The organism is Atopobium sp. oral taxon 416, from assembly GCF_018128285.1.
Taxonomy (GTDB): Bacteria; Actinomycetota; Coriobacteriia; order Coriobacteriales; family Atopobiaceae; genus Olsenella_L.
In genome coordinates, this window is sequence record NZ_CP072380.1 from 290,773 (window position 1) to 303,794 (window position 13,022).

Below are 13,022 nucleotides of genomic sequence, written 5' to 3' on the forward strand. Positions count from 1 at the left end.
GTAATTATAACATATCCGCAGGCAGATAGGCATTTATGTGGGTATGGGCACTGCATAGTTCGAGACATTTTGAGCCGATGTCATACAGCGTGCGGCTCCACTGGCCTCATCGAGGCGAATTAATCATCGTTTCCCTAGGGCTGCTAGATATTGCGCTAACTTTAAGAATCAACCAATGATTTTTACGATGTGGACTAGAATAAAAAAACACGTTTGAAAATAAGCACCGCCGTTTTCATGAGAGGGTCCAATAGATGACCTTGCTAGAACTGTTCCGCCTGCTGAAGAAACATCTCAGGCTTGTGATCCTTTTGCCTGTGGTCTGCGCCCTCGTTGTCGGGCTCTATTCCGTCTTCTTCGTGCGCAATACCTATACAGCAACGGCCAGCATGTACGTGTTGGCACAGGGTGAGAGCTCGAGCTCCACGAACCTCTACTCCGACCTCAATGCTTCACAGATGCTCACGAACGATGTCGCGAAGCTCCTGAAGAGCGACCGTATCGTGGACCAGGTAGGTTCCGAGGTGGGCGTGGAGGAGCTCAAGGGCTACAAGGTGGACGTTACGAGCGAGACCACATCCCGTGTCATCACGCTTTCCGTCACTGGGTCCGATCCACAGACGGCAGCAGACATCGTGAACAAGATGATAAAGGACGTCTCAGACGTCGCCCGTTCTGTCATGAACATCCGGTCCGTGAACCCGATCAACCAGGCACAGGCACCGATCTCTCCGTCCGGCCCAAACCGTCTCCTTTATACTGTAGTGGCATTCCTGGTAGGCCTCTTTGCCGCAATCGTAATTGTCGTCGTGGCAGACATGCTCAATACCCGTGTCCGCGGGCCTGAGGATCTTGAGGAGCTCATCGATGTGCCCGTGATCGGCCGCATCCCGACCATCGAAGGGGGACGATGAGATGCCCAGGAAGAATGGCTCTGCCGGCAAGGTCGTCATGCAGAATGCGCCCAGGACCCTTGCTGCAAACATCCGCTTCTCGTCGGTCGACAAGCCGATCCATACGCTTGCCGTCGTCTCGTCTGTGCCGTCCAAAGGTAAGACAACTGTAGCAGTCGGCCTCGGCAAGGCCTTTGCTGCCAGTGGCGCTCCTGTCCTTATGATCGAGTGCGACATGTGTCGTCGCTCCCTTGCCAGTGTGCTTGCAACCCACGGGAACTATGGACTCTACTCTGTCCTTTCCGGGCGCCGTTCCGTGCAGGAGGCAGTTGTCATGGCAGGTATGCCGAACCTGTATCTCCTCGATGCAGAACCAAGCATCCCGAATCCGGCAGCTGTCCTGCAGTCGCGGAGGTTTCACGAGCTTGCAGATATACTGGCATCGATGTATTCCTACGTTATCTTCGATACGCCGCCTGTGAACGCGTTCGTCGATGCGGCTATAGTCTCCTCCATCGCTGATGCGACGCTTCTCGTCGCGTGTCAGGGCTATGCTCACCACGAGGATGTGGCTGATGCCCGCACGCAGCTCCAGCAGGCAGACGCCCACGTGATCGGTATGGTCTTGAACTGCGCTGACGTGGAGAACTCGGGCAAGTACTACGGCTACTACCACGAGAAGAGGAATGTCTCCTACGGGATGCTTGCCGGAAACGAGGCGTCGTAGAGCTTCAGGACCACAGCCCCTGCTGCACGCAAAGTTGAGGCGGTACATGAGGAGGTGGCTACTCCGCACCTGAAGCCGCTGCCGCAGAAGAGGAGCCACCTTGCCGGTAAGCCGCATCCTCGCCGGACGAGACGAGCGAGTTTCTGAAGAGCGCTGGATACGGAATCAGGATGCCGTATGGAACGTGGAGTCAAAAGAGGTAGGACTGTGCTGCCGTACTGAGGAAGAGCTGCAAGAAGGGCTGGCGGCATGCTGCTGCCAGCCCTTCTTGATGTGACAGCAGCTTCCTTGATACGGGAGCGTGTTTGATGAGTGCCAGACATGAGTGGAAGGGAACGTATCTCATGGCAGAGCATATGCAGCATGACGGACGGCACAATGTGGGAGCGGGAAAGCACTCCCGTGGGCGGGAAGAGGGACAGACGCAGGCCCGCATCGTGAGACCGAAGCCCGTTCGAGCAGTCTCCAATGCGCATGGAGAGGCCGAAGGCGGGAAGTCAGGCCAAAGCCGCGCTGGCACAACTATGCCGGGCGTGCAGACCGATTGGGACCCCTATACGGCAGCTGGCTTCAGCAAGGTCCCTCACGACCATCACCACCACAGGTCACACAGGACCCTCATCACGGTGCTCTGCGTCGTGGCCGCACTCGTCGTGGTACTTGGCGTTTCAGGCTATCTCTTCTACAAGAGTGCCAAGGCCGTGGCGGCAGATGCCTCCTCCCTTGTGCCCGAGGCCACGGCATTCTCGAAGAGCCTCACCTCAGGTGACACCTCCTCGCTTCAGGCAAGCGCAGAGAAGATAGAAGGTCTCTCCTCGTCCATGGAGGAAGAGACGCGCAGCCCGCTCTGGAGCGCAGCAACGCTTGTCCCGGTCGTCGGACCCGATATCTCGAGCGTGCGTACGCTTACCTCGGCCGCACATGACCTTTCCTCGAAGGTCGTGACTCCCGCTGCGCAGGAGCTCTCAGGCATAACGATGAAGTCGGTCTTCAGTGACGGAAAGATCGATATCGCGACGGTCCAGACGCTCTGCAATACGGTCTCGAAGCTCCAGCCCGAAATCGACTCTGCTGCAAAGCGCGTCGATGCGCTCGGTACAGCAAAGCTTGACCAGCTGAAGGACCCGATCGGGAAGGCAAGGACGACACTCGATGAACTTGATGCAGCAGCGACGGGTGCAGCAGCAGTTGCGCCGACCTTGCCTGCCATGCTCGGCGCCGACGGGGCGCGCACCTATCTCGTCGTTGCCCAGAACAACTCTGAGATCCGCTCTACAGGCGGCTTCCCGGGTGCGCGCATGCTTCTCACGATCGACAACGGACGGATCACCCTCGGCAATTTCGAGGCAGTGGGCACTCACTTCGCACCAGGTACGATTCCTCTCACGGACGAGGAGTACCATATCGTGAATGACATCATGCAGACAGGCGCCACGTTCGCACCGGGAGACGTGAATGCCGTGCCGAGCTTCCCGCGTGCAGCCCAGCTCATGAAGTGGTGCTGGGAAGCAGAGGGAAACGACAAGGTCGACGGCGTTGTTGCAATAGATCCGGTGTTCCTTCAAAGCCTCTTGAGCCTCACGGGCGGCGTAACGACGGATGATGGGTCGGTTGTGGATGGCACGAATGCCGCAGAGGTCCTTCTCAACAAGACGTACTACCTGCCTACGGACGAGCAGGATCCCTTCTTCACTGAGGTTGCCAGCCTTGCCATGAACAAGGTCATGAGCTTACTCGGATCTGTCAGCACGGCAGATTTGGCGCAGACCGTAGAGGATGGCGTCTCTCAGGGTCGCTTCCTCATCTACATGGATGATACAGATGAAGAGTCGGCCATCACGGCACTCGGTGCAGAGGGGGAGGTCAACAAGGATTCCCACAACCTCGTCACAGGCTTCTATATCTATGACAAGACGGGCTCCAAGCTTGACTGGTACCTCGACATGCGGAGCAACGTGAGCGAGCCTACCGTGAATGCTGACGGCACGAAGAGCTACCAGGTTACAGTCACGCTGCACAACACGACGACACTCGAGCAGATGAAAAACGAGCTTCCTGCTTATATCACGGGCCTGCTGCCCGAGTCCCACAACTACTCGATGGTGACATCGTACCTGGCCATGGCGCCAGCGGGAGGGACGATCACAGACTTCAAAGTGGATGCTGACGAAGTGAACTCCGAGGCGGAGGCAACACTTTACGGCAACGACGTGTGGGCAGGCTATGTGAACATCTATCCCTCTGCCACAGCGACCTTCACCTACACCGTGACTTGCGCTGCTGGAGCGAGCGATCTCTCGATGTGGATGACGCCAACAGGACGCAGCTTCGAATAGGGGCATGGCTCATAGCGGAAAGCGAGCAAGCTCTGGCATATCCCAGGATGACGTACAGTTTCTTTCGCACTTTTGAAACCGGATAGCCGCATAGAGAGGCATGGCTCCGTCTCGCTACGATTGGAAGCGACCAAGCAAACCACTCGAGACGAGGAAGCGGAAACCATGCCACACGAGACAGTATCATTCGACGAGCCGAAGCTTCAGGGCTACCTCGGAGAGCTCGTCAGAAAAACCGTACAGGACTCACTGAATGCCCTGCTGGATAAGGAGGCAAACCAGATTGCCAACGCCGGCCGCTACGAGCGGCAGGCCTGCTGCTTCGGCCACTACAGGCAAAACCTCACCACGACCTTAGGGGACGTGACGCTCAGCATCTAGTCACAACAATCCGGATTCTTAGGTAACAGCATATAGCACATGCGTTTGCATCGAGAGAGGAATGCCCCATTTGCCAGGCATTCCTCCCTCTTCCTGTCTTGGTTTCCTGCCTTTCCGCCGCTGTGATATAGCTATGGTGTTAGATATGCTGTAAGGCTCCATGGGAAGGTACTCCGTGCCGGTAAAGATCCGCGCGATGAAGCCGAAGGGCACCATGGTCAAGGCGATATCGAGCCACTACTGTGTCTGCGAGTACTGAAGCATACGAGAGGGCAAAAGACGCAGGACAAAGATGGGCCGCTGCATCGGCAGGATCACCGAGGCGGAGGGCTACCTCAGCAATGCGGAGACGAAGGTCGCAAACAGCGAGCTTGCCTGCGTCGAGTTCGGCCAGTATGCAGTTGCGCTTGCCTGCTTACAGGGGACCCTTACCCTGCTCAGGGAGCATTTTACACGCGCCGATGCCGACAGGATATATGCCTGCGCGCTCATCCACTTCGTCGAGGGCTTCCAGCGCATGGGGGCGCTCGCGAGGCTCTACAAGATGAGCGTACTCTCGCTTCAGGATGCTGGGGCTGAAGATGGGATACGATGCGCTCGCCGGCCTCTACGGGGACCTCGGCAGGAGGCAGGGGCCGCTCATCTCCTTCGAGCAGGACCTTGTCGAGCCGTGCTCGGGCGAGGTGGCCACAGACGGCCACGTGATAGGCTCGCGCTCCTGCGCCAACTCGCTTAGCGAGAAGGGGTACAGGCTCTAAAAGCTCGGCGAGCCGCAGGTCAGCATGCTCATGGCCTACGACGTGCGCAGCGGCATGCCGTTGCTGTCGCGCATGTATAAGGGAGGGGCTGCGGACGCCGTCTTCGTGAGGGAGCTCTTTTGGCAGGCGCATCTTGCGGGCATGCTCTTCCTCGCGGATAAGGGCTTTCTCAGCGAGGAGAACATAGCGCTCTTCACGTCGGACAGCCAACCAGTACGTGATCGAGCTTTCCAAAAGCGACAGGCGCTGCAGGGCATCGGTCGCTCTCGAGGCGAAGGTGGGCTCCTAGGGGCGCTTCGTCTGGACGCGCTACAGGAAGGCGTGCGTCGTCGAGTGGTGCGACGACATGCTCGCAGGCAGGCGCGCTCTGCACTTTTGCGACCTCTTACAGCAGGCGCAGATCCAGGAGAGCTACCTCAGGCACATGGAGATGGGCACGTCTGGATACACGCAAGGAGAAGCTCGATGCGATGCTGCCCTACATGGGCGTGACGCTGCTGCAGACGAGCCTCGGGGCCAAACGCTCTGCCCAGGACATATGGGCACTCTACAAGAGGCGCTGGTCCATCGAGACTCTCTTCGACTACTGCCACAAGCAGGGGCTGGCGTCCGTCCTGCTTGTGAGCGCCCTCATCATGTGGGAGGTCTCTGACGCCGCGCAGGCATCGGGGCTGGGGATGTCTGTCGGCGACATCCTGCTCGATGCCAGGATGGTCAAGGCATGCAGGCGCTTCGGGAAATGGGAGGCGCTCAGCTGCAAGAAGAAGCGGCTCGAGCTCTTCTCGAAGATGAAGACGGACTTGGAGGTCGTCCCCAGGCCCGGGCAGCATACCTAGCAATCCGGATTGTTGTGTCTAGAAGCTTTAGGGGTGCGACCTTCGCGTCGAAGGTTATCGAGCGCTACCGCAGACAGGAGAGCTTCCTCGAGGAGGCGATGATGGAGATGTATGACCCCTGTCAATATAATGGACAGAGGAATCTCAGATTTTTTATGTGGTCTGCATCACCTTTGGATCGTATGCAAGGCCTCTCTCGAGGTGCTCGAAGAACTCCTGCATCACCTCTGCCGGTACGCGATCTCCTATGGACTTATGCGGGCGGAAGCGGTTGTAGTATGACTCGATTAAACTCGTGTGCCTTGTGCTTGGTCGTGGATGCATCTAAGAGGCGCTTATGGTAGTACCATTCGTTCTTGAGCGTGGCGAAAAACGATTTGGCGACCGCATTGTCGTGGCAGCTTCCGGTTCTCCCCACGGAGAGCCTCACGTCGGGTACGGCTGAGCAGGCGGCGAACTTTGAGCTTATGTACTGGCTGCCTGGGCTGCTTAGAATATGGCCCCTCCAGCCACGTATCCGCGCGAATATGCCATCTTCAGGGCAAAGACGACAAGGCCTGCCCTCATGTTGTCCTGTATGCTTCAGCCCACCACCATGTGTGTGCACAGATCGTGTGCGACGGTAAGATATATAAAGCCTGCCGTGGTCCTGCGATAGGTTGTATCGCCCACGAGCTTGGCTGTCGGCACAAGACACGAGAAGTCGCGCCGGGTGAGGTCGGGGCGCTCGGGGGCGTGCAGATCGGGCAGCGTCGTTCTCTTGGAGGCATTGGATCAGATGCCGCCTATCCCAGTTCAGCCATGCACCTGCGCACGCAATAGCGAGTCGTGCCTGTAAATTTTGCGTAACTTTGGATCTCCTGTGAGCTTGGATCAGACCTTGCAGGAGCTAAAGCGCCTGTCGCTTTCCTCCCATATCGCGCAGATGGCTTCCTTGATAGGACCCCATAGGTCCTCACCGCCTTTGGCCTTGAGCCATCTGTAGAAGTGAGCCCTGCTCACCTCCAGTACGCGCTCCATCATCGAGACGCTGTAGGTTGCCCTCTTCTCCAGCATGAGCTAAAACCTGTCCTTCAACAGAGGCTTCCGGCGAAGAAGGCTGCCACTTTTCTTGGGAACTTATTCTCGCTTTCGAGCTCGTGCATGTGCCTGTTCACTGCGTCGAGCTCCTTGTGCTCGTCAATCCTTTCCTGGGTCACCCTTTTGGTCTTTGAGTGCTTGATGATCCAGTCGTTTAAGGTCTTGTCGTTGGCCTCAAGCTTCGCGGCGCATCCTTTGATGCTCTTTTTCGGGTTGGCCTTACGTGCCTTCCTGTAGTAGTCGATAGCCTCAAGGCAATACTTCTTCAGTGTAGTGTTTGGGTGTTTCCGGCTTCGTGCGGGACTTTGCCTTCTCTATCTCGCTTGCGCTCACCGACATCTCATCTCTTCAATCTGCTGGTGTTGGTAGGTGGGTATCTGGACAGAGCATATCTGCTGCCAGTCCCTGAATCCCACTGTCTACCAAAAGATTACAGCTCTGCACCAGGCTGATGCCCAGGAGCTCGGCCAGCTGCCGCAGACCCGCGCCCTTGTCGACGCCCGCAGGGTTGAACTCCAGGTAGCGCTCCGATCTGAAGGTCGTGGAGGTTCCCGCCTCGAGGTTAGAGGGTATGCCCCTCTCGATGGCACGTAGCTCGTCCATCCCATTGGGGATGCAGTAGAGCACCTTCGTGATGGGGACGTCCCTAAGGAAGTCGAGGGTGGACTCGTCCGTAGGCTTGTAGTCCATGTGGTTCTGGAGGCAGCTGACCTTCTCGGGCTACAGCCTCCAGGCCCAGACCTTGCCGGACACCTCGCAGAGGTGCAGGCTGACGCTGCCCAGGCCCATGCCGTAGAGAAAGAGCGCCTCCGCCTTCTGGTGTGACAGCGTGTGGTAGGTGCGGGCCTGGGGTCACCGATGCGGTTCAGGCAGCCGCCATTGTAACTATAAGGTAGGATATAAGGTAGGAGCCCCCAGAGGAGCTCGGGTGGGATGGCGGCAAGGGAGCTCATGACCGGGCTGTAGGCGCGGCCGGACGCCGGAACAAAGAGGCAGCCAAGCTCGCGCATCTCGCGGATTGCCACGATGTTGGCCTGGGGCACCTCATGGTCGGAGCCCAGGAACGTCTGGTCCATGTCGCTTGCAACGAGCTTGTGCATGCGTCGCGTCCTTCCCTCGTCGATGCCACCTCAGTATGGCATGTACGCCGAAAGCCCGCCGACGAATTGCCGGCGGGCTTGCGAGCAGGGGACGGGGGAGCGCTCGCCACGCGCGAGCAGGGGCGTAGAAGCGCTCACACCGTATGGTCAGAGGTCCAGGAGCGTGTCCGAGTCCAGTATCGTGACCTTGCGACCAGACCGTGCGATAAGCCTGTCCTCCTCCAGCTGGCGGAACTTGCGCGAGAGGGTCTCGGGCGTGGTTCCCAGGTACCTGGCGAGGTCCTTCATCTGCATGGGGATGGTCAGCATGTCCGTGCCCTTCTCCTCCATGAGATCGAGCAGGTAGGCAGCGATGCGCTGCTCGACGCGCTCGAGGGAGACAATCTGCACCTGTCGCTCCGTCTGCGCCCACTTCTGCGAGCTCAGCTCGAAGAGCCTGAGGGCGATCGCGGGGTCGGCCAGGAGCACCTGGTTGAAAGCCCGCTTGCCGAGGCAGCAGATCTCGGACTCCTCGAGCGCCTCGGCGTAGAGCGTCTGGTTGCTAACGCCGAAGAGCCTGCTCTCGCCTTCGTAGCCTCCGGGGCGCACGACGCGCAGGAGCTGCTCGTGGCCGCTGGGGGAGAGCTGGTAGACCCTCATGCTGCCGCGCTCAACGATGTCGAACTCCTCGCTGCCGGGCTGGAAGACGAGCTCACCCTTCTGGTACGTCTGGTGGCGCAAGAGTCCCTCGATCTTCTCCTGCTCGTCCTCAGGAAGCTGGTTGAACAGGGGGACGAGCGAAACGCACCTGTGCCTTGCCATGCTCTCCTCCTCTGATGGTCGTGGGTATTGTCGGTGGCTGCCCTATGCCCGGGACAGCGCGTCGAGCTGCTGGAGCAGCTGGTAGGTCAGGGCGAGAGCACCGCAGGCATCGTCCGGGATGGCGTAGCCGTGGGTGAGGGTGCGCAGCTGCGCGAACTCCTCTGCCAGGTCGGTCCTACCGGCGCGGAACTTGCGCTGCAGCTCCTCGTAGACCTTCCTCACGCCGAAGATCTCGGGGTGGTGCGCGCCGTGCGCCTTCGTGATCGCCTTGGTGTAGAGGTCCAGCGTCTCGTCCTGCTGCTCGAAGAATTGCCTTGCGTTCATGATTGTTCCTCTTCCTAGTCTATCCGTCTATCTAACGCGTGTCGTGTCTCATCGCTCGGAGACCCTGAGGACGTCGTAGCCGATTGCCTGCACTGCATCCGCTATCTGCTGCGCGCTGGTCTGCGCCGGGTCGAACTCCGCCTTTGCCTTGCTGGCGTTGAAAAGGACCTTCGCGGATTCGCCGACGATCCCGGGGACGCCCTTGATGGCACCCTCAATCTTCTGCATGCAGGTGGGGCAGGCCAGGGTCTCAAGCTGCAGGGTTGCCTTCTTGTTCATGGTCGTACTTCCTTTCTGGTTGGTTTCGTTGCTGTGCACACTATCGCGCGGATTGCGGCTGCGGGAATTGACGTCTGTCAAGTGCCATGGACTTTTTTGGGTCTCTGCCGTACCCCAAGAGGCGCATCGCGTTCAGGATGACGACAAGGATACTGCCCTCGTGCACGAACATGCCTATGGCCATGTTCATCCACGTGCTTGCCACAAGGTTCACCAGCAGAAACGCCACGGTCACCAGGGCAATCGAGATGTTCTGAACCATGTTTTGCTGTGTGGCCCGGGCCAGGCCCAGAGCGTGCGGAATCCTGTGGAAGTCCGAGCCCGTGAGCACGACGTCGGAGGTCTCGATGGCCACATCTGTGCCGCCGCCCATGGCGATGCCGATGTCGGCTAGGGCTAGGGAGGGGCTGTCGTTGATGCCGTCGCCCACGAAGGCCACGGTCTGGCCCTGCATCTGGAGCCTCTTCACGTACTCGGCCTTGTCCTCGGGCAGGAGTCCGCCGTGTGCCTCCGTGAGGCCCAGCTGACGTGCCACCAGGTCGACCGTGCCCTGGTTATCGCCGGAGAGAAGCACCAGGTTCTTCACGCCTAGCCTGCGCAGGACCATAAGGACATCCTTTACCTCGTCGCGGGTGCGGTCGCGGATTCCAACTGCCAGCGCCAGACTGCCGTCCAGGGCGAGAAGGACAATGGAGTCCCCCTCCGCCTCGCGGCCGGCGAGGTCGGACTTAGCACGCTCGTCGAGCACGACGCTATGGCGCCGCAGCAGGCGTTCGTTGCCCACCAGCACCTGGTGGCCCTCCACCTGGGCGGCGATGCCCTCTCCGCGGACGGCCTCCGTGGAGCCCACCTTGTGCCTCTGCACGTCGGCATAGTGGCCGGCGATGGCCCGCGTCAGCGGGTGGTCGGACTCCGCCTCGACGCTGGCGAGAATGACCTCGGCTTCGGTCGGATCGTCCACGTAGGGGATGGTCCTTGCCACTTGTGGGGTGCCGTACGTGAGTGTGCCCGTCTTGTCAAAGAGGATGGTATCGACATGACTGAAATTGGTGATCACGTTGCTGCCCTTGAAGAGGATCCCATTGCGCGCGCCGTTGCCGATGCCCGCTACGTTCGAGACGGGTACGCCTATCACGAGCGCGCCGGGGCATCCCAGGACCAGAATCGTGACGGCCAACTCCACATTGCGCGTGACCAACCAGACGAGCGCGGCGATGAGAAGGACCGCGGGGGTGTAGTAGCGCGAGAACCGGTCGATGAAGCGCTCCGCCTCGGACTTGGAGTCCTGGGCTTCCTCCACCAGCTCGATGATCTTGCCGAACGTGGTGTCCTCGCCCACCTTCTGGGCGCGCAGCTGGATGGTGCCGTTCTTCAGAATGGTGCCGGCGTAGACCTGGCTGCCGGGTGACTTCTCCGCAGGCAATGGCTCGCCCGTGATGCTGGCCTCGTTTGCCAGTCCAGAACCCTCGACTACGACTCCGTCCACCGGGACCTTACCGCCGGTCTTCACTCGCAAGACGTCGTCCACGTCGACCTCATCGACGTCCACCTCCTCGAAGTCGCCGTCATCCGTCAGTCGATACGCGGTCTCGGGTGCCATTTGGGTGAGGCCCTTGATGGCCGAGCGGGTCTTTGCCAGGGTCCGCTGCTCGAGCCACGCACCAAAGAGGAAGAGGAATGCGACGACCGCGGACTCCGCGTACTCCTGGATGGCAATGGCGCCGAGCATTGCGATGGTCACCAGAAGGTCGATGCTCACGACCCTGACCCTTAGCGCCTTCAGCGCTTGGATCAGGATGGGTAGGCCTCCTGCGATCGATGCCGCCAACAGCAGCCAGGCGGCCGCCTGCTCGTTTGTCAGGACAAACCTGGCCGCGAATGCTACCGCAATGAGTATACCCGTCGCCGCGGTCAGCCCGATGCGGTGCTGTAATATAAGCCTTTTCATCTGCTCTACCTCCGTCCGAACTCCTTTGACGATTCGTAGAGTAGGAGCAGGGGAACATTTGCGAATTGACCTCCGTCAAGTTCGGAGAAATGAATTAAGGGAGGGGGAATTGGGTACGGGGGGAACGCCCGACAAGCAGGCCCTAACGCTTAAGTGAGTTCACTGTACCAAGGCGCGGGTAATGGGCGTCTGGCTCGGGTTTTGCGTTCGAGACCGATGAAGCTTAGACGGCCGGCAACTTCCGAGGGGTACGGCGTCACCGTCCCGTAGCCAAGAAAGTGTCACACAGCCTCTAGGGAAACGATGATTAATGCCTATGCCGGCCGCGAAAGGCCACGTGACTGGTCCTTTCTGGCACATCATTGGGAATTAATCATCGTTTCCCTCCTAGCGAGAAGGCTTTGCAACAAGAAAGGATGCCACACATGCGCTAGTTGAATTCATTGAGGGCTACTACAACAGAAAACGTCCCCACTCAACGACCAACAACAAAATTCCAGCGAAGGTAATGGATGCTTTCTTTGAAAGAACGAAATCTATATCAGAAGAGGACCAGATATCACCATCCAATGCAGCGGCGGATTAGCATTCTGAGTGCAACAGGATAGCCCGCTGAATGCAAGCGTGGCACACTCCGGAAGGCTACGATGTTGGTTGTCCAAGTCAACGTCGAAAGCTAAAAGGAATGTGCCACTACAAACATCTTAGCCCTCAGGAGAGGAACTGCATAGCCGTACTGTGTGGCACAAGGGAAGGCCAATCGCCTATATCGCGGGAAAGATCGGCAGGGACAGCTCCAGCGTCTGCCACAAGCTCAAGAGAAACGCACGCCACGGACGCTTTAGGGCATGTACTGCCCCAAAGGAGGGCAAGCCCGCCCACGGCAGATAAAGGCCGAAAAGGAAGCGCTCAGACCCTGCGCTTACGCAGAAGGTGCGCTTGCTCATCATGGACAGACACTGGTCCCTGGAGCAGATAGACGACATCTCAGGCTCGAGGGTGGCGGCAGGTGCACCGTTGAGCCTGCCGACTATTCTTACCGGCAGGTCCAGGCCGCCACGCTCGACCTGCCGGGATCCGGCCCGCAAGGCCAGGTGCGGCGCCACCTGCGCAGCAAGAGGCCTACGACGAGGGGCAAGATCGAGATCTTACACACCGTGGATGAGAGGTCCAAGAGGCCGATGCAAGGTCTCGTCTCGGAGAGTGGGCAGACGACACGCTCGTGGCAGCAGGACCCGTGTGCCTGCTCGTGCTTGCCGACAGGGCAGTGAGGCTGCTTGCCGCGAGAAGATGCCACCACGACAGCGGGAGTGTCTCTAAGGCCGCCTTCGGGCTTTTGCAGGGACGTCCCCTCAAGACGCTCACTTCCGGATAGGGGCAAGCAGTTCGCAGGGCATACAGGGCTCACAGAGGCCTTGGGAGGCGTGCAGTTCTACTTCTGCGACCCCCACCATCTATGGCAGAAGCTAACAGTTAAGAACACCAACGGGCTCCTGCTAGAGTTCTTCCCCTAAGGGCAGCGACTTCGACAAGGTCACAGACGAGGAGGTGCAGCATAC

Annotated in this window: 16 protein-coding genes and 1 pseudogene; 8 read left to right on the forward strand and 9 right to left on the reverse strand. The window is 59.2% G+C overall.

The genetic code is table 11. The features are described from left to right. The first annotated feature begins 254 nt into the window (after positions 1 to 254). From J4859_RS01455 to J4859_RS01480, 6 genes are all read left to right on the forward strand, one after another. Positions 255 to 914 carry a YveK family protein gene (locus J4859_RS01455; protein WP_212332149.1) on the forward strand — a complete coding sequence of 220 codons (660 nt, stop codon included), beginning with the start codon at positions 255 to 257 and terminating at the stop codon, positions 912 to 914. Between the two features lies 1 nt (position 915). Then, complete coding sequence (locus J4859_RS01460) at positions 916 to 1,620, forward strand: CpsD/CapB family tyrosine-protein kinase (RefSeq protein ID WP_212332150.1); 705 nt, start codon at positions 916 to 918, stop codon at positions 1,618 to 1,620. Positions 1,621 to 1,964: 344 nt separating this feature from the next. Next, complete coding sequence (locus J4859_RS01465; protein ID WP_212332152.1) at positions 1,965 to 3,956, forward strand: DUF4012 domain-containing protein; 1,992 nt, start codon at positions 1,965 to 1,967, stop codon at positions 3,954 to 3,956. 165 nt (positions 3,957 to 4,121) lie between these two features. Further along, a complete protein-coding gene (locus tag J4859_RS01470; protein WP_212332155.1) occupies positions 4,122 to 4,337 on the forward strand; it encodes a hypothetical protein in 216 nt (71 codons plus the stop codon). 292 nt (positions 4,338 to 4,629) lie between these two features. Beyond that, complete coding sequence (locus tag J4859_RS01475; RefSeq protein WP_212332157.1) at positions 4,630 to 5,073, forward strand: hypothetical protein; 444 nt, start codon at positions 4,630 to 4,632, stop codon at positions 5,071 to 5,073. Positions 5,074 to 5,565: 492 nt separating this feature from the next. Next, a complete protein-coding gene (locus J4859_RS01480; RefSeq protein ID WP_212332158.1) occupies positions 5,566 to 5,931 on the forward strand; it encodes a hypothetical protein in 366 nt (121 codons plus the stop codon). Positions 5,932 to 6,184: 253 nt separating this feature from the next. Here the strand turns inward: J4859_RS01480 and J4859_RS01485 are convergent, their stop codons facing one another. From J4859_RS01485 to J4859_RS01520, 9 genes and pseudogenes are all read right to left on the reverse strand, one after another. Then, positions 6,185 to 6,361 carry a hypothetical protein gene (locus J4859_RS01485; RefSeq protein ID WP_212331378.1) on the reverse strand — a complete coding sequence of 59 codons (177 nt, stop codon included), beginning with the start codon at positions 6,359 to 6,361 and terminating at the stop codon, positions 6,185 to 6,187. Between the two features lie 443 nt (positions 6,362 to 6,804). Then, positions 6,805 to 6,987: a hypothetical protein gene (locus J4859_RS01490; RefSeq protein ID WP_212332167.1), complete on the reverse strand. Its 183-nt coding sequence runs from the start codon at positions 6,985 to 6,987 to the stop codon at positions 6,805 to 6,807. Positions 6,988 to 7,004: 17 nt separating this feature from the next. Beyond that, complete coding sequence (locus tag J4859_RS16640; protein WP_256436795.1) at positions 7,005 to 7,130, reverse strand: hypothetical protein; 126 nt, start codon at positions 7,128 to 7,130, stop codon at positions 7,005 to 7,007. A 229-nt stretch (positions 7,131 to 7,359) separates the two neighbouring features. Then, complete coding sequence (locus J4859_RS01495; RefSeq protein WP_212332169.1) at positions 7,360 to 7,701, reverse strand: HAD hydrolase family protein; 342 nt, start codon at positions 7,699 to 7,701, stop codon at positions 7,360 to 7,362. Positions 7,702 to 7,958: 257 nt separating this feature from the next. Next, positions 7,959 to 8,111, reverse strand: a pseudogene (locus tag J4859_RS17355) (HAD family hydrolase); the annotation flags it as partial. Between the two features lie 147 nt (positions 8,112 to 8,258). Next, positions 8,259 to 8,912, reverse strand: coding sequence for a Crp/Fnr family transcriptional regulator (locus J4859_RS01505; RefSeq protein WP_212332172.1), 654 nt, complete (start codon positions 8,910 to 8,912; stop codon positions 8,259 to 8,261). A 42-nt stretch (positions 8,913 to 8,954) separates the two neighbouring features. Next, positions 8,955 to 9,236 (reverse strand): hypothetical protein, encoded by a 282-nt coding sequence (locus J4859_RS01510; RefSeq protein ID WP_212332175.1) that lies wholly within the window; start codon positions 9,234 to 9,236, stop codon positions 8,955 to 8,957. A gap of 48 nt (positions 9,237 to 9,284) precedes the next feature. Beyond that, complete coding sequence (locus J4859_RS01515; protein WP_212332177.1) at positions 9,285 to 9,515, reverse strand: heavy-metal-associated domain-containing protein; 231 nt, start codon at positions 9,513 to 9,515, stop codon at positions 9,285 to 9,287. A 40-nt stretch (positions 9,516 to 9,555) separates the two neighbouring features. After that, the gene (locus tag J4859_RS01520; protein WP_212332179.1) at positions 9,556 to 11,463 is read right to left on the reverse strand and encodes a cation-translocating P-type ATPase; all 1,908 of its coding nucleotides are present in this window, start codon (positions 11,461 to 11,463) and stop codon (positions 9,556 to 9,558) included. A gap of 848 nt (positions 11,464 to 12,311) precedes the next feature. Between J4859_RS01520 and J4859_RS01525 the strand changes: the two genes are divergently transcribed. Together J4859_RS01525 and J4859_RS01530 are read left to right on the forward strand one after the other, a co-directional pair. Next, positions 12,312 to 12,734 (forward strand): hypothetical protein, encoded by a 423-nt coding sequence (locus J4859_RS01525; protein ID WP_212332181.1) that lies wholly within the window; start codon positions 12,312 to 12,314, stop codon positions 12,732 to 12,734. Positions 12,735 to 12,740: 6 nt separating this feature from the next. Continuing rightward, a complete protein-coding gene (locus J4859_RS01530; RefSeq protein WP_212332184.1) occupies positions 12,741 to 12,977 on the forward strand; it encodes a hypothetical protein in 237 nt (78 codons plus the stop codon). The last annotated feature ends 45 nt before the right edge of the window (positions 12,978 to 13,022 follow it).